Below are 17,529 nucleotides of genomic sequence, written 5' to 3'. Positions count from 1 at the left end.
GCGGGAGCAGGCTCAGCGCTGGATTTCGCGATCGCGATCCAGTTCGTAAGGAAGCGTCAGCAGCGCCAGGCGCGGGCCTTCGGGGCTTCCCAGGTGCAGGTTGTTGTCTTCCACGGCATCGGCGGTCAGTACGGCCAGCAGTTCGCAGCCCTGTTCGCTGCGGGCGGCCAGCACCACTTCACCGACGGAGGAGTTATGGGTTGGCGAGAACACTTCGGTACCGGGCTCCGGCAGGCTGCCTTCGGCCAGCGCCACGCGGTACTGGCGGCGCTTGAGCTTGCCCAGGTACTGCATGCGCGCGACGATTTCCTGGCCGGTGTAGCAGCCTTTCTTGAAGCTCACGCCACCCACGGCCTGCAGGTTGATCATCTGCGGGATGAACAGCTCGCGGGTTTGCAGCATGACCTGGCCGATACCGGCGCGGATCTGGCCGAGCAGCCAGTCGTTGAGATCAGCACTGGCCAGGTGTGCAGCCAGTTGGGCTTGCACCGCTTCGGCCTGTTCGACAGGTACCCACAACTCGACACGAGCGGTCGAGACCTCGATGGCAATCAGACCGTTGTGACGGGTTACGGCGTCGGTCTGCGCCGGCACTTCCAGGCCCAGGGCCTGCAGGGCGGCTGCACCGTTGTGCAGGCCGAAACGCACCCAGGCGGCGCTGTCGTCGGTCAGCTTGGCCTTGGAGAACACCGCATATTTCTTCAGGTCCGCCAGTTGCGGTTCGAGCAGTTCGCGGGTCATCGCCAGCAAGTAGCCATCGCCCTCGGGGAGGATGCGAAAGCTCGACTGCATGCGGCCCTTGACCATGCAGCGGGCGCCGAGGCTGGCGGTATGGTCGTTGAGGTAACTGATGTTGCAGGTCAACTGGCCTTGCAGGAACTTGCCGGCGTCCGAACCGCGGACGGCGAGAACGCCTTCATGGGAAAGGGTGCAGAAAAAAGCGGAATCGGCCATGGTTTATCGCAAGGTGATAGGTCTGGGGGCCATGATAGAGCGCTGTTGGCAAAATAGGTAGTTGAGCGCGGCCCTCCGTCATTATTTGCTCACATGTCCGGACCAACGTCGCGTGTCCCTCGGCTGCTGGCTCTGTATACTGGCGGCCTATTTTTGGAGGGCTTCATGGTCGAACAAATTGAACTCAACAAGCTCTTTTGGCACAGCCGCCGCGGCATGCTCGAGCTGGACGTGTTGCTGGTTCCTTTCAGCCAGGACGTTTTTCCAACCCTGAGCCCGGAAGATCGACAGCTGTACTGGCGTTTGCTCGGCTGCGAAGACCAGGACATGTTCGGCTGGTTCATGGAACGCAACGAGTCCGAAGACCCGGAACTGCAACGCATGGTTCGCATCATCCTGGACCGTGTCCAGCCCAAGTGACCGCTTCGAATGTCGCTGGCAGGGCTCAAGGGCCCTGCTGGCGGCGTACCTCGTCAGCCTGCTGCTGGCCTTGTTGGCACTGAGCCTGCTACAGGTTCCCTTGTGGTTGCGCCTGGCGGCCATCGCCTTGTGCCTGCTGCACGGCGCCTGGATCATCCCCCGGCGCATTTTGCTGACCGATCCCAACGCCATTACCGCACTGCGCCGCGATGCCCACGGCTGGCAGTTGTTCAGCCGCGCCCAGGGCTGGCAGGCGGTGCAGCTCAAGCCCGACAGCCTGGCCTTGCCCGGATGGGTGGTACTGCGCTTTCGCAGGGCCGGGCGGCGTTTCAGTGAGGGTCAGTGCATAGCGTTCGACGCGCTGGAGCCGGTGCAGCACCGGCGCCTGCGCTTGCGTCTGAAGTTCAGTCGGCGTAGGTGGGCGGCTGCAGGATAGTGTCGCGGGCCTCGCTGAGCATGCCCGGGTAATCCAGGGTGTAGTGCAGGCCGCGGCTTTCCTTGCGCTGCATGGCCGAGCGGATCATCAATTCGGCAACCTGGGCCAGATTGCGCAATTCGATCAGGTCGCGGCTGACCTTGTAGTTGCTGTAGAACTCGTCGATTTCGTCGAGCAGCAGGCGTACCCGATGCTCGGCACGCTGCAGGCGCTTGTTGGTGCGCACGATCCCCACGTAGTCCCACATGAAGCGCCGCAGTTCGTCCCAGTTGTGCGCGATGATCACGTCTTCGTCCGAATCGGTGACCTGGCTGGCATCCCAGCATGGCAGCGCCTGAGGCATTTCGACCTGATCCAGGCGGGCGACGATGTCGTTGGCGGCCGAACGCCCGTAAACGAAGCATTCGAGCAGCGAATTGCTGGCCATGCGATTGGCGCCGTGCAGGCCGGTGAAGCTGGTTTCGCCGATGGCGTACAGGCTCGGTACGTCGGTCAGGCCCTGTTCGTCGACCATCACCCCGCCGCAGGTGTAATGGGCGGCCGGCACGACCGGGATCGGCTGGCGGGTGATATCGATGCCAAAGGTCAGGCAGCGTTCATAAACGGTCGGGAAGTGACTTTTGACGAATTCGGCCGGCTTGTGGCTGATGTCCAGGTAGACGCAGTCCACCCCCAGGCGTTTCATTTCATGGTCGATGGCGCGGGCAACGATGTCGCGCGGGGCCAGTTCTTCACGCGGGTCGAAGCGCGGCATGAAACGCTCGCCATTGGGCAGCTTGAGCAAGCCACCCTCGCCACGCAGGGCTTCGGTAATCAAGAAGCTCTTGGCCTGCGGGTGGTACAGGCAGGTTGGGTGGAACTGGTTGAACTCAAGGTTGGCCACCCGGCAACCGGCACGCCAGGCCATGGCGATGCCATCGCCGCAGGCGCCGTCGGGGTTGCTGGTGTACAGGTAGACCTTGGCCGCGCCGCCGGTAGCCAGCACGGTGAAGCGGGCGCCGAAGGTGTCGACCTCTCCGGTATTGCGGTCCAGGACATAGGCCCCCAGGCAGCGATCGCCGTCCTGGCCCAGGCGCCGCTCGGTGATCAGGTCGACTGCCACCCGCTGCTCCAGCAGCTCGATGTTCGGGCGCAGGCGCGCTTGTGCCAGCAGGGTGGTGAAGATCGCCGCCCCCGTGGCATCGGCGGCGTGGATGATGCGCCGATGGCTGTGGCCGCCTTCACGGGTCAGATGGAATTCAAAGCCGCTGTCTTCGTCGCCGGCGTGTTCGTCACGGGTAAACGGCACGCCCTGGTCGATCAGCCACTGAATCGCTTCGCGGCTATGCTCAACGGTGAAGCGCACGGCGTCTTCATGGCACAGGCCGCCGCCGGCATTGAGGGTGTCTTCGACGTGGGATTGCACCGTGTCGGTGTCGTCCAGCACCGCGGCCACGCCACCCTGGGCCCAGAAGGTCGAGCCATTGGCGAGGTCGCCCTTGCTGAGCACGGCGATGCGCAGGTGACCGGGGAGGGTCAGGGCCAGGCTGAGGCCGGCGGCGCCGCTGCCGATCACGAGAACATCATGTTGGAATTGTTGGCTCATGTCAGGACACTAGTATCTGAAGGGGGGGATCGGCACAATAGTCAGGCGCTTATGGCATTGTGAAACTATCGTGAATCTGGACCGGCTGCCTTTATAGCAGCCCCAAGGCCCTGATTTCCAATGGCGCTTGCGCAGTCCAGGCAGCCTTTTGTGGGAACTTTCCGTGGTGCACGGATATCCATAGAAGGATGCCCGCACGCCACAATGCCGCGGCGACGCACGGCAGGCGCCCCTTGAAGGCACTGTCTGCGTATTCGAGACCCGATTATCGACGCAGCCGGCCGTGACCGCGCTGCGTTTTTCGTGCGAGCCGACCAAGGGCCGCAGGAAACTTGCTTGGAGGGGAGAACTTTTGCGAAAAGCCCGAGTCTATGGTTGCAAGCCTGAACGATGGCTGTTGCAACGCTCCTTCGAGTTCACTGAGGAGTGTTCATGCTAACCCAGGAAGAGGATCAGCAGCTTGTCGAGCGCGTGCAGCGTGGCGACAGGCGAGCGTTCGATCTGTTGGTGCTGAAGTATCAGCACAAGATTCTCGGGTTGATCGTGCGTTTTGTACACGACACCCATGAAGCCCAGGATGTAGCGCAGGAAGCTTTCATCAAAGCTTACCGGGCGCTTGGTAATTTTCGTGGTGACAGCGCCTTTTATACCTGGCTGTACCGCATTGCCATCAACACGGCAAAAAACTATCTGGTGTCCCGCGGTCGGCGGCCACCGGACAGCGATGTAAGTTCCGAGGATGCGGAATTTTACGACGGCGATCATGGCCTCAAGGATCTGGAGTCCCCCGAGCGCGCGTTGTTGCGAGATGAGATCGAAGGCACCGTCCATCGGACCATTCAGCAACTGCCAGAAGATTTACGTACGGCGTTAACTTTACGTGAATTCGATGGTCTGAGTTACGAGGACATTGCAAGCGTCATGCAGTGTCCAGTGGGTACCGTGCGCTCTCGAATCTTCCGCGCTCGGGAGGCCATAGACAAAGCCCTGCAGCCGTTGTTGCAGGAAACCTGAGACAGCGGCGACAGCCAAGAGAGGAACCGCCATGAGTCGTGAAGCTTTGCAGGAATCGCTGTCCGCGGTGATGGATAACGAAGCGGACGAACTGGAATTACGTCGGGTATTGAATGCCGTCGATGATCCCGAAACCCGTGCCACCTGGTCGCGTTACCAGGTTGCCCGTGCAGCCATGCACAAGGAGCTGGTACTGCCACGGCTGGATATCGCTTCGGCCGTATCCGCCGCGCTGGCCGATGAAGCCGCTCCCGCCAAGGCCTCTCGTGGCCCATGGCGCAGCCTGGGCCGCCTGGCCGTCGCCGCTTCGGTGACTGTCGCGGTACTGGCCGGTGTACGCCTGTACAACCAGGATGAAATCAGCGGTGCCCAGCTGGCGGCCCAGCAGCCGGCCCAGCAAGGCCTGAGCCTGCCACAAGCGCAAGGCCCGGCCGTACTGGCAGGCTATAGTGAAAGTGCAGATCAGCCAGGCCCGATGGCCAATGGCGTGCTGCAAGGGCAAACCGGCTGGCATGACCAGCGTCTGCCTGGCTACCTGCGTCAGCATGCTCAGGAAGCAGCCCTCAAGGGTACCGAGAGCGCTCTGCCGTACGCACGTGCAGCCAGCCTGGAAAATCGCTAAGTAAGGAGGATCATGCGCGCGCTACCTCTCATACCGCTGCTGCTTGGTGGCTGGTTGACGCTGCCGGCCCTTGCCGCCAACTCCTCTCCGGAGGCAGGTGACTGGCTCAAACGTCTGGCCCAGGCCGAGCAACAGCAGAGTTATCAGGGTACTTTCGTTTACGAGCGTAACGGTAGCTTCTCCACCCACGATATCTGGCATCGTGTCCAGGACGGCAAGGTCAGCGAGCGGCTGTTGCAGCTCGATGGCTCGGCCCAGGAAGTCGTGCGTGTCGATGGTCATACCCAGTGCGTAAGCGGGTCCCTGGTGGCAGGTGTGGCCAATACCCCGGAAGCGGCGGCGCGAGTGCTTGACCCCTTGAAGCTGATGAGCTGGTACGACCTCGGGGTCGCCGGCAAGTCCAGGGTGGCAGACCGTGAAGCGGTCATCGTCACCCTTACCCCGCGTGATCAACACCGTTATGCCTTCGAGCTGCACCTGGATCGCCAGACCGGGCTGCCGCTCAAGTCGTTGATGCTCGATGACGGAGGGCGGTTGCTGGAGCGCTTCCAGTTCACCCGCCTGGATACCCGTGACGCGCCAACCGACGATGAACTCAAGGCCAGCGGTATCTGCAAGCCGCTCGCTCAACTGAGCGCGCAAGCTGCCCAGCCTGTCACCGGCTGGCGTTCGGACTGGTTGCCTCCGGGCTTTGAACTGATCAACAGTTCGGTGCGCAAGGATCCGCAAAGCAAGAACGCGGTCAGCAGCCTGATGTACGACGACGGCCTGGCGCGCTTCTCGGTATTCGTCGAAGCCCTGGATAAAGGCACTGCTGCCGATATCCGCACGCAACTGGGCCCGACCGTAGCGGTCTCCCGCCGGTTGACCACGCCCAAGGGTGAAATGATGGTCACCGTGGTTGGCGAGATCCCTATCGGTACTGCCGAACGCATCGCGCTGTCCATGCGCGTCCAGGATGCCCAGGTGAAAAAATGAGGCGCAGGCAATGAGGCTGACAGGTCGAGGATTGCTTGGCTGACATGATTGGCAAGCTTTGCAGTTTGCAAAAACTCCAGAATTTTTCTATAGGTCAGTCCTTTCGGGGGCTGGCCTTTCCTGCTTCTGCAGGTCCCTACTGCTAACCACGCTCGTTGTGACGGGAGCCGTATGTCAATACCACGCTTGAAAACCTACTTATCGATGGTCGCCGCCGTGTTCATGCTCGGCCAGGTGCTCACCGCCCAGGCCGAAGCCCTGCCGGACTTCACCACCCTGGTCGAGCAGGCATCGCCTGCGGTGGTCAACATCAGTACCAAGCAGAAACTGCCCGACCGCAAGTATGCGGCGGGGCAGGTGCCAGACCTCGAAGGCCTGCCGCCGATGTTCCGCGAGTTCTTCGAACGCAACATGCCACAGGCCCCGCGTTCGCCGCGCGGTGACCGTCAGCGTGAAGCGCAATCGCTGGGTTCGGGCTTCATCATCTCCAGCGACGGTTATGTGCTGACCAACAACCACGTGGTCGCCGATGCCGACGAGATCATCGTCCGCCTGTCGGACCGCAGCGAGCTGCAGGCCAAGCTGGTCGGCACCGATCCGCGCACCGACGTGGCCCTGCTCAAGGTCGAAGGCAAGGACCTGCCGACCGTCAAACTGGGTGACTCCGAGAAGCTCAAGGTCGGTGAGTGGGTGCTGGCCATCGGTTCGCCGTTCGGTTTCGACCATTCGGTGACCAAAGGCATCGTCAGTGCCAAGGGTCGCACCCTGCCCAACGACACCTACGTGCCGTTCATCCAGACCGACGTGGCGATCAACCCGGGTAACTCCGGTGGCCCGTTGTTCAACATGAACGGTGAAGTAGTGGGGATCAACTCGCAGATCTTCACCCGTTCCGGCGGCTTCATGGGCCTGTCGTTCGCCATCCCGATCGACGTGGCGCTGGATGTCTCCAACCAGCTGAAGAAAGACGGCAAGGTCAGCCGTGGCTGGCTGGGCGTGGTGATCCAGGAGGTCAACAAGGACCTGGCTGAATCCTTCGGTCTCGACAAGCCGGCCGGTGCCCTGGTCGCCCAGGTGCTGGAAGACGGCCCGGCGGCCAAGGGTGGCCTGCAGGTCGGTGACGTGATCCTGAGCATGAACGGTCAGCCGATCGTCATGTCTGCCGACCTGCCGCACCTGGTCGGTGGCCTCAAGGACGGCGCCAAGGCCAAGCTGGACATCATCCGCAATGGCAAGCGTCAATCGCTGGACATCACCATCGGCGCACTGCCGGATGACGACGCCGAGATCACCACCAACGCCAACGGCGGTGTCGAGCGCAGCAGCAACCGCCTGGGCGTGTCGGTGTCCGACCTGACCGCCGAGCAGAAAAAGGCCCTTGAGCTCAAGGGCGGCGTAGTCATCAAGGAAGTCCAGGAAGGTCCGGCCGCGCTGATCGGGCTGCGTCCGGGTGATGTCATCAGCCACCTGAACAACCAGGCGATCCTCTCGGCCAAGCAGTTCACCGAAATCGCCAAGGAGCTGCCGAAGAACCGTTCGGTGTCCATGCGCGTCCTGCGTCAGGGGCGCGCCAGCTTCATCACCTTCAAACTGGCTGAATAAGCCGGGTTGAGCAGAAAAGGGCAGCCTCGGCTGCCCTTTTTTCTGGGTGCTGCCCCAGGCCCTTGCAGGCAGGCTGTGGGAGCGGCGGGGCGGCGTCCCGACTTGGAAACATTTCCTGCGGTTCCCTTGCCCACAGTTCACGTGACGCCAACGTCAAGCTTCAGGTACAATTCCCGGCTATTTTTCGGTGGGCGTTCGGCCCGCAGCCTTTTTGAGTGTTGACCCGTGAGTGATTTGAGTCATATCCGCAATTTCTCCATCATCGCCCACATTGACCATGGCAAGTCGACCTTGGCCGACCGCTTCATTCAGATGTGCGGTGGCCTGACTGCGCGTGAAATGGAAGCCCAGGTACTCGATTCCATGGACCTGGAGCGTGAACGCGGTATCACCATCAAAGCCCACAGCGTCACCCTGTACTACACCGCGCAGGACGGCAAAACCTATCAGCTGAACTTCATCGACACCCCCGGCCACGTCGACTTCACCTACGAAGTCAGCCGCTCGCTGGCGGCCTGTGAAGGTGCCTTGCTGGTGGTCGATGCCGGCCAGGGCGTAGAAGCCCAGTCGGTTGCCAACTGCTACACCGCCATCGAGCAGGGCCTTGAGGTCATGCCGGTGCTGAACAAGATGGACCTGCCCCAGGCCGACCCGGACAAGGTCAAGGACGAGATCGAGAAGATCATCGGCATCGACGCCACCGACGCCGTAGCCTGCAGCGCCAAGAGCGGCATGGGCGTGGACGAGGTGCTCGAGCGCCTGGTGCAAACCATTCCTGCGCCTACCGGTGACATCGAGGCGCCCCTGCAGGCGCTGATCATCGACTCCTGGTTCGACAACTACCTGGGCGTCGTCTCCCTGGTGCGTGTACGTCACGGCCGGGTGAAGAAGGGCGACAAGATCCTGGTCAAGTCCACCGGCAAGATCCACCTGGTCGACAGCGTCGGTGTGTTCAATCCCAAGCACACCCAGACCGCTGACCTCAAAGCCGGTGAAGTAGGCTTCATCATCGCCAGCATCAAGGACATTCACGGTGCGCCAGTGGGCGATACCCTGACCCTGAGCACGACCCCCGAGGTCGAGGTGCTGCCAGGTTTCAAACGCATTCAGCCGCAGGTTTATGCCGGCCTGTTCCCTGTCAGTTCCGAAGATTTCGAAGATTTTCGTGACGCTCTGCAAAAACTGACCCTGAACGATTCGTCGCTGCAGTACCTGCCGGAAAGCTCCGACGCCCTGGGCTTCGGCTTCCGTTGCGGCTTCCTCGGCATGCTGCACATGGAGATCATCCAGGAGCGCCTCGAGCGCGAATATGACCTGGACCTGATCACCACCGCGCCAAGCGTAATCTTCGAGGTCAAGCTCAAGACCGGCGAAACCATCTACGTCGACAACCCGTCGAAGCTGCCGGATGTGTCCGCGGTCGAAGACTTCCGTGAGCCGATCGTTTCGGCCACCATCCTGGTGCCTCAGGAGCACCTGGGTAACGTCATTACCCTGTGCATCGAGAAGCGTGGCGTGCAGCGCGACATGCAGTTCCTCGGTTCGCAGGTGCAAGTACGCTACGATCTGCCGATGAACGAAGTGGTACTGGACTTCTTCGACCGCCTGAAGTCCACCAGCCGTGGCTACGCCTCGCTGGACTACCATTTCGACCGCTACCAGTCGGCTAACCTGGTCAAGCTTGACGTACTGATCAACGGTGACAAGGTCGATGCCCTGGCGCTGATCGTGCACCGCGACAATGCGCACTACAAGGGCCGCGCATTGACCGAGAAGATGAAGGAACTGATTCCTCGGCAGATGTTCGATGTGGCAATCCAGGCCGCCATTGGCGGGCAGATTGTTGCGCGTACCACTGTCAAGGCGCTCAGAAAGAACGTACTGGCCAAATGCTACGGTGGTGACGTTAGCCGTAAGCGCAAGCTGTTGGAGAAGCAGAAGGCCGGTAAGAAACGCATGAAACAGGTCGGCAACGTGGAAATCCCACAAGAAGCCTTCCTCGCCGTGCTCAGGTTGGATAGTTAGGTCCTATGTCGCTAAATTTCCCGCTGTTGCTTGTCATCGCCGTCGCCGTCTGCGGTCTGTTGGCCCTGGTCGATCTGCTGTTCCTGGCCCCGCGCCGGCGTTCGGCAATCGTCAACTATCAGGGCAGCGTCAGCCAGCCAGAGATGGCAGTGGTCGAGCGCCTGAACAAGGAACCGTTGCTGGTCGAGTACGGTAAATCGTTCTTCCCGGTGCTGTTCATTGTCCTGGTGCTGCGGTCGTTCCTGGTCGAGCCGTTCCAGATCCCTTCGGGGTCGATGAAGCCGACCCTGGAAGTGGGCGATTTCATCCTGGTGAACAAATTCTCCTACGGGATTCGTCTGCCGGTGATCGACAAGAAGGTCATCGAGGTCGGTGACCCGCAGCGTGGCGATGTCATGGTGTTCCGCTACCCGAGCGACCCGAACGTCAACTACATCAAGCGTGTGGTTGGCCTGCCGGGCGATCAGATTCGTTACACCAGCGACAAGAAGCTGACCGTCAACGGTCAGGCGATTGCCGAGCAATTGGTCGGTACCGAGCCGGGCACCCTGGGCAGCGCCGAGCTGTACAAGGAAAAACTGGGCGAAGCCGAGCACCTGATCCGCAAGGAAATGAGCCGTTACCGCATGCCGCCTGACCAGCAATGGACAGTCCCTGCCGGCCATTACTTCATGATGGGCGACAACCGCGACAACTCGAACGACAGCCGTTACTGGGATGATCCCAACATTCCCAAGGAACTGCACGGCATGGTTCCGGACAAGAACATCGTCGGCAAGGCCTTCGCGGTCTGGATGAGCTGGCCAGAGCCTAAACTGAGCCACTTCCCGAACCTGTCGCGGGTCGGGTTGATCAAGTAACACCACAACGGCGCTGTCCTGGGACAGCGCCGAATGCGTTTCTGGCATAGGCTGTGTTCAGGGATCCCTGGATTCAACCGATCACCCCGGCCAGCGAGCATGAGCCAAACAGTCTTTCAGGATGTTGATTTGAACAACGCGTTAAATCCGACGGTAGCCCCGATGGCGGCGTACCGAGTTGCAAAGTGTGAGCCTCGCGCCCAGGCGTGCGGGCTGAATTTCGACCACGAACTGCGCGTGGGTACACTGTGAGCGTTTCCTTGAGCCGCCTCGAGCGCCAGCTCGGTTACACCTTCAAGAACCAGGAGCTGATGCTGCTGGCCCTGACGCACCGCAGTTTTGCCGGGCGCAACAACGAACGCCTCGAGTTCCTCGGCGATGCGATCCTCAACTTCGTCGCCGGTGAAGCGCTGTTCGAGCGCTTCCCCCAGGCCCGCGAAGGCCAGCTGTCGCGCTTGCGCGCGCGGCTGGTCAAGGGCGAGACCCTGGCGGTACTGGCCCGAGGCTTTGACCTGGGCGAATACCTGCGCCTGGGCTCGGGCGAGCTGAAGAGCGGCGGTTTCCGCCGCGAGTCGATCCTTGCCGATGCCCTGGAGGCGCTGATTGGTGCCATCTACCTGGATTCGGACATGCAGACCGCCCGCGAGCGGGTGCTGGCATGGCTGGCGGGCGAATTCGAAAGCCTGACCCTGGTCGATACCAACAAGGACCCGAAAACCCGTCTGCAGGAATTCCTGCAGTCACGGGGCTGCGAACTGCCGCGCTACGAAGTGGTGGATATTCAAGGTGAACCCCATTGCCGGACGTTTTTCGTCGAATGCGAAGTGACCCTTTTGACTGAAAAAAGCCGAGGGCAAGGCGTCAGCCGGCGTATCGCCGAGCAAGTCGCGGCCGCCGCAGCACTGATCGCCCTGGGCGTGGAGAATGGCAATGACTGATACCAACACTACCCGCTGCGGCTATGTCGCCATTGTCGGCCGCCCGAACGTGGGCAAGTCGACCCTGCTCAACCATATCCTCGGGCAAAAGCTCGCGATCACCTCGCGCAAGCCGCAGACTACCCGCCACAACATGCTCGGGATCAAGACCGAGGGTGATGTCCAGGCGATCTACGTCGATACCCCGGGCATGCACAAGAGCAACGAAAAGGCGCTCAACCGCTACATGAACAAAACCGCCTCGGCCGCCCTCAAGGACGTCGATGTGGTGATCTTCGTCGTTGACCGCACCAAGTGGACCGACGAAGACCAGCTGGTGCTCGAGCGCGTGCAGTACGTGCAGGGCCCGGTGATCCTGGCGATCAACAAGACCGACCGGATCGAAGAGAAAGCCGACCTGATCCCGCACCTGCAGTGGCTGCAGGAGCAACTGCCTAACGCCGAAATCGTGCCGATCTCGGCCCAGCAGGGGCATAACCTGGAAGCGCTGGAAGGCCTGATCGCCAAGCACCTGCCGGAAAACGATCACTTCTTCCCGGAAGACCAGATCACCGACCGCAGCAGCCGCTTCCTGGCGGCAGAGCTGGTACGCGAGAAGATCATGCGTCAGCTCGGCGCGGAGCTGCCGTACCAGATCACCGTCGAGATCGAAGAGTTCAAGCAGCAGGGCAAGATCCTGCACATCCATGCGCTGATCCTGGTCGAGCGTGACGGCCAGAAGAAGATCATCATTGGCGACAAGGGCGAGCGGATCAAACGCATCGGCTCCGAGGCGCGTAAGGACATGGAAGTGCTGTTCGACGCCAAGGTCATGCTCAACCTCTGGGTCAAGGTCAAGGGTGGCTGGTCCGACGACGAGCGCGCCCTGCGTTCGCTGGGCTACGGCGACCTCTGATCGCTCCAGGCCCGGTAGCGTGCGCTGCCGGGTCGAACCTTTTCTGAAGCGCCGCTCATGGAACTGCCAGTTGGCCAACCGGCCTACGTGCTGCACAGCCGGGCCTACCGTGAAACCAGCGCGCTGGTGGATTTCCTCACCCCGCAAGGGCGCCTGCGCGCGGTCATGCGCCGTGCCCGTGGCAAGGCCGGCAGCCAGGTGCGTCCCTTCGTACCCCTTGAAGTGGAATTTCGCGGCCGCGGCGAGCTGAAAAATGTCGGCCGTCTGGACAGCGTCGGCGTGGCGGCCTGGCTGCATGGCGATGCGCTGTTCAGCGGGCTGTACCTCAACGAGCTGCTGATTCGCCTACTGCCCGCCGAGGATCCGCATCCGGTGGTGTTCGAGCACTATGCTGCGACCTTGCAGGCGCTGGCCGCCGGTCGTCCGCTGGAGCCGCTGCTAAGGGCGTTCGAGTGGCGCTTGCTGGACGAGCTGGGTTACGCCTTTGCCCTCGACCATGACGTCAACGGCGAACCACTGGCCGTCGATGGCCTGTACCGTTTGCAGGTCGATGCCGGGCTTGAGCGGGTCTACCTGTTGCAGCCGGGGCTGTTCAACGGTGCCGAGCTGTTGGCCATGGCCGATGCCGACTGGGAAATTCCCGGCGCCCTGAGCGCGGCCAAGCGCCTGATGCGCCAGGCCCTGGCCGTGCATCTGGGCGGTCGGCCGCTGGTCAGTCGCGAACTGTTTCGCAAGCGCTGAACAACGTCGTATGCTGTGGGGCTCAATCTTCAGGAGAGCCTCTTCGTGACTCAAAGCAACCGCATGCTGCTCGGCGTGAACATCGACCACGTGGCGACCCTGCGCCAGGCGCGTGGCACCCGCTACCCGGACCCGGTCAAAGCCGCGCTGGACGCCGAAGAGGCCGGTGCCGATGGCATTACCGTGCACCTGCGCGAAGACCGCCGGCACATTCAGGAGCGTGATGTGCTGCTGCTCAAGGACGTGCTGCAGACGCGCATGAACTTTGAAATGGGCGTCACCGAAGAAATGATGGTTTTCGCCGAACGCATTCGCCCGGCGCATATCTGCCTGGTCCCGGAAACCCGTCAGGAGCTGACCACCGAAGGCGGCCTGGATGTTGCCGGCCAGGAAGCGCGAATCAAGGCTGCGGTCGAGCGTCTGTCGCGCCTGGGCGCGGAAGTATCGCTGTTCATCGATGCCGACGAGCGCCAGATCGAAGCGTCGCGCCGTGTCGGTGCACCGGCCATCGAGCTGCACACCGGCCGTTATGCCGATGCGCAGACCCCGAGTGAAGTGGCCGAAGAGCTCAAGCGTGTGGCCGATGGCGTGGCCTTCGGCCTGGGCCAGGGGTTGATCGTCAATGCCGGTCATGGCCTGCATTACCACAACGTTGAGGCAGTGGCGGCGATCAAGGGTATCAACGAGCTGAACATTGGCCATGCGCTGGTGGCCCATGCGCTGTTCGTCGGCTTCAAGTCGGCGGTGGCAGAGATGAAGGCGTTGATCCTGGCGGCCAGCCGGCACTAACAGATTCGACGCCAATCCTGTGGGAGCTGGCTTGCCAGCGATCGAGCGCGTAGCGGTCGCCTAATAGGCAGTGGATGTGCTGCCTGTACTGGCCTCATCGCTGGCAAGCCAGCTCCCACACGATTGGGTGTAGGTCCATTTATTCGGTAGTATCGGCAAACACCAGGCTGAACCGCGTCACCCCCTGCAGTTCGCTGTGCACCTCAACCCGCCCGCCATGCACCTGCATGATCGAGCGCACGATCGCCAGCCCCAGGCCCGTCCCGCCTTCCAGCCGCGAGCGCCCCGAACCCACGCGGTAAAAGCGTTCGAACAGGTGCGGCAAATGCGCCTGGGCAATACCCGGCCCGCGATTCTCCACCGACACCCACACCGAACCGTCCCTACGTTCAATCGCGATATCGATCGGCTGCCCCTCATACCCATGGCGGATCGCATTGCTGAGCAGGTTGGACAGCGCCCGCTGCACCATCAACCGCTCGCCCAGCACCGTGCCCCAGCCCTGTACGCGCAAGGCAATGCCTTTTTGCTCGGCATTGCATTCGAACAGTTCGCACACCCGCTGTACCTCGTCGGCCAGCACCACTGGCTTGAGCGGCACCTGCGTCTGTGGCTGGCTGACCTGGGCCAGAAACAGCATGTCGTTGATGATGCGGTTGAGTCGGGTCAGTTCTTCGATGCTGTTTTCCAGCGCTTCGCGGTACTCGTCGTTGGAGCGCTCGCGGGTGAGGGTGACCTGGGCCTTGCCCATCAGGTTGCCGATGGGCGTACGCAACTCATGGGCAAGGTCATCGGAAAATTGCGAAAGCCGCTGCACACCGTCGTCCAGGCGGTCGAGCATGATGTTGATACCACCTGCCAGGTCACCCAGCTCTTGCGGCAGGCCGGTTTCCGGCAGGCGGTGGCTGAGGGTTTGCGCCGAGACCTGTTCGGCAACCCGGCGGAAGCGGCGCAATGGCAGCAGCCCGCGCTGGACCAGCTTCCAGGCGCCCAGGCCGATCAGCACCAGCAGCAACGGCAAGGCCCACAGGGTCGAGCCCAGGTAGGCCTGGAGCAGGGCATGGTCGTCGGCACGGTTGACTGTCAGCAGCACGCGCACCAGGGTGCCGTCCTGCAGGCGCATCAGCCGCGAGGCGGTGAGCAGGTGCTCGCCTTCCTGATCGCGCCACGGGCTGAAGCTTAGCTGCGGGCCGCTCTCAATCTGCAGCAAGGCGCTGGCTTCCAGGGCCGGGCCCAGGGTCAGCAAGGCCGAATGGCGACCGGTCAAGGCGATGACACTCAGGCTCAGGTTGTCGTGGCCCATGACCACATCCAGCAGCGGATGTACCGGCGTGCGCAGGTCGGCGGCCTTGAGGTCGATGGTCAGGCTGTGTTCGATCTGCGCCATCTTGTTGGCCAGGTGCTTGCGTGCACGGCTGTCCAGCTCATGGTCGAGGGCAAACACCGCCAGGCAGGCGAGCAGCAGCACCAGTGCCGCGCCCATCAGGCTGACGCTCAGGCCCAGGCGCAGTGACAGGCGCGCAGGTTTCATTCGCGGGCCTCGAGTACGTAGCCGACGCCGCGCAGGGTATGGATCAGCTTGTTGTCGAAGGGGTCGTCGATTTTCGCCCGCAGGCGGCGGATCGACACTTCCACGACGTTGGTGTCGCAGTCGAAGTTCATGTCCCAGACCAGCGAGATGATCTGCGTGCGCGACAGCACTTCACCGCTCTGGCGCATCAGCAGGTGCAGCAGGGCGAACTCCTTGGCGGTCAGGTCGATGCGCTGGCCGCTGCGGTAGGCGCGGTGACGGCTGGGGTCCAGCTCCAGGTCGGCGACCTTGAGGGTGTTCGGTTGCAGCGCCTGGTCGTTGCGTCGCAGCAGGCTGCGGATGCGCGCCAGCAGTTCAGGGAACTCGAAGGGTTTGAGCAGGTAGTCGTCGGCACCCAGGTCCAGGCCCTTGACCCGGTCGGCCAGCCGGCCGTGGGCCGTGAGCATCATGATCCGCGTGCTGGACTCGGCGCGCAGGCGCTGCAGCACGGTCCAGCCATCGAGCTCGGGCAGGTTGACGTCGAGAATGACCAGGTCATAGGCCTGCTGCCGAGCCAGGTGCAGGCCGTCGGCGCCGGTGTGGGCGCAATCGACGATGTAACCGTTTTCGCGCAGGCCCTGTTGCAGGTATTCGGCGGTGCGCAGTTCGTCCTCGACAATCAGTAGACGCATGAAATGACTCGTTGGCAGTGAAAGGCGCTGATTCTCAACCCTGTAGTTACTGCAAGGTCAAGCGGTGAATTGCATCGAGCGGCGGATACTAAGCCATCCGGGCGCGCGGTTTGCCTGGATTACAGATTTGTAATACTTGAGTCATCCTGGCGATAAACCTCGATTACTAGAGTGCGGGCTCCGATCAAGGCGCAGGAGTCTGCCATGTTTTACACCCTGGACCGGCCAGGCACAGGCCCTGGCCGAATATTGCTGGCACTGCTGTTGCTAGTCTTGCCGGCGCTGGCCCTGGCGCAAGAGCGCGTATTGACCCTGGAGTCGGCGCTGCAGGCGGCCCGCGACAACAACCCCGAGCTTGCCGCAGCGCGTTGGGGCATCGACATTGCCGAAGGCGAACGGCGCCAGGCCGGTGTGCTGCCCAACCCGGAACTGAGCTGGGAAGTGGAAGACACCCGCAAGGGCTCGCAGACCACCACCGTCGGCGTCAGCCAGCTGTTCGAGCTGGGTGGCAAGCGCGGTGCACGTCTGGACGTCGCCGGACGCGATGCCGAGCTTGCGGCGCTGGAGCTGGAGCGTCAGCGCAATGTATTGCGTGCCGAAGTCATCGGTGCGTTCCAGGCCGCAGCCCAGGCTCAGGAAGGTTTGCAGCTGGCCGAACAGTCGTTGCGCCTGAGCGAGCGAGCCTTGCAGGTGGTGCAAGGCCGGGTCCGGGCCGGCAGCGCATCGCCGGTCGAGGCAACCCGCGCCCAGGTGCAGCTGTCCGAGGTGCGCCTGGAGCAGGGCCGTGCCGAGCAGGCACTGACCATCGCCTACCAGCAGCTGGCGGCCGTGACCGGCGCGCCGATGGTGCAATTCAGCCGGGTCGACGGCGGCCTGGTCACGGACAACAGCATTCCCAGCCGCGCGCTGTTGCTTGATCGCCTGGAGCAGACAGCCGATCTGCGTCTGGCCCGCCTGCAGATCGACCAGCGCGAAGCGGCCCTGGGCCTGGCCCGCAGTCAGCGCATCCCCGACCTGACCGTCAGCGTCGGCAGCCAGTACAGCGAAACCGACCGTGAGCGCATCAATGTGGTCGGGCTGTCCGTGCCGATTCCCTTGTTCGACCGCAACCAGGGCAACGTCCTCGCCGCCGCCCGGCGCGCCGACCAGGCCCGCGATCAGCGCAATGGCGCCGAACTGCGCCTGCGCAGCGAAGTGATCCAGGCCTTGACCCAGTGGAGCACGGCGGTCCAGGAGGTGCAGACCTTCGACCGCGCGATCCTGCCCTCGGCGCAGCAGGCGCTGGATGCCGCCACCCGCGGCTTCGAGCGCGGCAAGTTCGCCTTCCTCGATGTGCTCGATGCCCAGCGCACGCTGGTGGCGGCACGCCTGCAATACCTGCAGGCGCAGGCCCAGGGCAGCGAGGCGCGGGTTCGCCTGGAACGGATCTTTGGCGACCTGAGCCTCGCCAGTCGCTGAACGCGACCTT

Annotated in this window: 17 protein-coding genes; 13 read left to right on the top strand and 4 right to left on the bottom strand. The window is 62.6% G+C overall.

Annotated features, from left to right (window positions below; all coding sequences use genetic code 11):
- Positions 1–12: 12 nt before the first annotated feature.
- On the bottom strand, positions 13–954 hold the full coding sequence (ygfZ, locus tag ABM562_RS24760) for a CAF17-like 4Fe-4S cluster assembly/insertion protein YgfZ (RefSeq protein ID WP_115085563.1): 942 nt from the start codon (positions 952–954) through the stop codon (positions 13–15).
- A 165-nt stretch (positions 955–1,119) separates the two neighbouring features.
- Between ygfZ and ABM562_RS24755 the strand changes: the two genes are divergently transcribed.
- Positions 1,120–1,374 (top strand): FAD assembly factor SdhE, encoded by a 255-nt coding sequence (locus tag ABM562_RS24755; RefSeq protein WP_115085564.1) that lies wholly within the window; start codon positions 1,120–1,122, stop codon positions 1,372–1,374.
- A complete protein-coding gene (locus ABM562_RS24750; protein ID WP_115085565.1) occupies positions 1,358–1,810 on the top strand; it encodes a protein YgfX in 453 nt (150 codons plus the stop codon). Before ABM562_RS24755 ends, ABM562_RS24750 begins: the two co-directional genes overlap by 17 nt.
- On the opposite strand, the gene nadB is transcribed toward ABM562_RS24750, so the two are convergent.
- Complete coding sequence (gene nadB, locus ABM562_RS24745; RefSeq protein WP_115085566.1) at positions 1,779–3,395, bottom strand: L-aspartate oxidase; 1,617 nt, start codon at positions 3,393–3,395, stop codon at positions 1,779–1,781. The two genes, ABM562_RS24750 and nadB, sit on opposite strands and share 32 nt — an antisense overlap.
- 432 nt (positions 3,396–3,827) lie before the next feature.
- Here nadB and rpoE point away from each other — a divergent pair, with 432 nt between their 5' ends.
- The 10 genes from rpoE to pdxJ all read left to right on the top strand — a co-directional run bounded on the left by rpoE (position 3,828) and on the right by pdxJ (position 13,859).
- On the top strand, positions 3,828–4,409 hold the full coding sequence (rpoE, locus tag ABM562_RS24740) for an RNA polymerase sigma factor RpoE (RefSeq protein WP_010220971.1): 582 nt from the start codon (positions 3,828–3,830) through the stop codon (positions 4,407–4,409).
- Positions 4,410–4,440: 31 nt separating this feature from the next.
- Positions 4,441–5,031, top strand: a complete 591-nt coding sequence (locus ABM562_RS24735; RefSeq protein ID WP_115085567.1) for an RseA family anti-sigma factor — start codon at positions 4,441–4,443, stop codon at positions 5,029–5,031.
- Positions 5,032–5,043: 12 nt separating this feature from the next.
- Positions 5,044–6,009, top strand: a complete 966-nt coding sequence (locus tag ABM562_RS24730; RefSeq protein ID WP_134061517.1) for a MucB/RseB C-terminal domain-containing protein — start codon at positions 5,044–5,046, stop codon at positions 6,007–6,009.
- A gap of 204 nt (positions 6,010–6,213) precedes the next feature.
- Complete coding sequence (locus ABM562_RS24725; protein WP_166675652.1) at positions 6,214–7,611, top strand: DegQ family serine endoprotease; 1,398 nt, start codon at positions 6,214–6,216, stop codon at positions 7,609–7,611.
- Between the two features lie 225 nt (positions 7,612–7,836).
- Positions 7,837–9,636 carry a translation elongation factor 4 gene (lepA, locus tag ABM562_RS24720; RefSeq protein WP_115085570.1) on the top strand — a complete coding sequence of 600 codons (1,800 nt, stop codon included), beginning with the start codon at positions 7,837–7,839 and terminating at the stop codon, positions 9,634–9,636.
- A gap of 5 nt (positions 9,637–9,641) precedes the next feature.
- The gene (gene lepB, locus ABM562_RS24715) at positions 9,642–10,496 is read left to right on the top strand and encodes a signal peptidase I (RefSeq protein ID WP_115085571.1); all 855 of its coding nucleotides are present in this window, start codon (positions 9,642–9,644) and stop codon (positions 10,494–10,496) included.
- Positions 10,497–10,744: 248 nt separating this feature from the next.
- The gene (gene rnc, locus ABM562_RS24710) at positions 10,745–11,434 is read left to right on the top strand and encodes a ribonuclease III (RefSeq protein WP_115085572.1); all 690 of its coding nucleotides are present in this window, start codon (positions 10,745–10,747) and stop codon (positions 11,432–11,434) included.
- On the top strand, positions 11,427–12,329 hold the full coding sequence (gene era, locus ABM562_RS24705) for a GTPase Era (RefSeq protein WP_115085573.1): 903 nt from the start codon (positions 11,427–11,429) through the stop codon (positions 12,327–12,329). The genes rnc and era overlap by 8 nt, the downstream gene beginning before the upstream one ends.
- A 57-nt stretch (positions 12,330–12,386) precedes the next feature.
- Entirely contained in the window at positions 12,387–13,070 is a 684-nt protein-coding gene (gene recO, locus ABM562_RS24700; protein WP_115085574.1) for a DNA repair protein RecO, read from the top strand.
- Positions 13,071–13,133: 63 nt separating this feature from the next.
- Positions 13,134–13,859, top strand: a complete 726-nt coding sequence (gene pdxJ, locus ABM562_RS24695; RefSeq protein ID WP_267954166.1) for a pyridoxine 5'-phosphate synthase — start codon at positions 13,134–13,136, stop codon at positions 13,857–13,859.
- Between the two features lie 139 nt (positions 13,860–13,998).
- Here the strand turns inward: pdxJ and ABM562_RS24690 are convergent, their stop codons facing one another.
- Positions 13,999–15,390: a heavy metal sensor histidine kinase gene (locus ABM562_RS24690; protein ID WP_346617322.1), complete on the bottom strand. Its 1,392-nt coding sequence runs from the start codon at positions 15,388–15,390 to the stop codon at positions 13,999–14,001.
- Positions 15,387–16,061 (bottom strand): heavy metal response regulator transcription factor, encoded by a 675-nt coding sequence (locus tag ABM562_RS24685; RefSeq protein WP_045197646.1) that lies wholly within the window; start codon positions 16,059–16,061, stop codon positions 15,387–15,389. The genes ABM562_RS24690 and ABM562_RS24685 overlap by 4 nt, the downstream gene beginning before the upstream one ends.
- 204 nt (positions 16,062–16,265) lie before the next feature.
- Between ABM562_RS24685 and ABM562_RS24680 the strand changes: the two genes are divergently transcribed.
- Complete coding sequence (locus tag ABM562_RS24680) at positions 16,266–17,519, top strand: TolC family protein (protein ID WP_460423661.1); 1,254 nt, start codon at positions 16,266–16,268, stop codon at positions 17,517–17,519.
- Positions 17,520–17,529: the final 10 nt, after the last annotated feature.

Source organism: Pseudomonas sp. ZL2 (genome assembly GCF_054788455.1).
Note: the sequence above shows the minus strand (reverse complement) of the source record. Positions and strands in the feature narration are given on the sequence as shown.

Bases quoted from the DNA above. Each gene is read 5' to 3' on its own strand.
- ygfZ (WP_115085563.1), bottom strand. From the start codon at position 954: ATGGCCGATTCCGCTTTTTTCTGCACCCTTTCCCATGAAGGCGTTCTC.
- ABM562_RS24755 (WP_115085564.1), top strand. From the start codon at position 1,120: ATGGTCGAACAAATTGAACTCAACAAGCTCTTTTGGCACAGCCGCCGC.
- nadB (WP_115085566.1), bottom strand. From the start codon at position 3,395: ATGAGCCAACAATTCCAACATGATGTTCTCGTGATCGGCAGCGGCGCC.
- rpoE (WP_010220971.1), top strand. From the start codon at position 3,828: ATGCTAACCCAGGAAGAGGATCAGCAGCTTGTCGAGCGCGTGCAGCGT.
- ABM562_RS24735 (WP_115085567.1), top strand. From the start codon at position 4,441: ATGAGTCGTGAAGCTTTGCAGGAATCGCTGTCCGCGGTGATGGATAAC.
- ABM562_RS24730 (WP_134061517.1), top strand. From the start codon at position 5,044: ATGCGCGCGCTACCTCTCATACCGCTGCTGCTTGGTGGCTGGTTGACG.
- ABM562_RS24725 (WP_166675652.1), top strand. From the start codon at position 6,214: ATGGTCGCCGCCGTGTTCATGCTCGGCCAGGTGCTCACCGCCCAGGCC.
- lepB (WP_115085571.1), top strand. From the start codon at position 9,642: ATGTCGCTAAATTTCCCGCTGTTGCTTGTCATCGCCGTCGCCGTCTGC.
- era (WP_115085573.1), top strand. From the start codon at position 11,427: ATGACTGATACCAACACTACCCGCTGCGGCTATGTCGCCATTGTCGGC.
- recO (WP_115085574.1), top strand. From the start codon at position 12,387: ATGGAACTGCCAGTTGGCCAACCGGCCTACGTGCTGCACAGCCGGGCC.
- pdxJ (WP_267954166.1), top strand. From the start codon at position 13,134: ATGCTGCTCGGCGTGAACATCGACCACGTGGCGACCCTGCGCCAGGCG.
- ABM562_RS24690 (WP_346617322.1), bottom strand. From the start codon at position 15,390: ATGAAACCTGCGCGCCTGTCACTGCGCCTGGGCCTGAGCGTCAGCCTG.
- ABM562_RS24685 (WP_045197646.1), bottom strand. From the start codon at position 16,061: ATGCGTCTACTGATTGTCGAGGACGAACTGCGCACCGCCGAATACCTG.
- ABM562_RS24680 (WP_460423661.1), top strand. From the start codon at position 16,266: ATGTTTTACACCCTGGACCGGCCAGGCACAGGCCCTGGCCGAATATTG.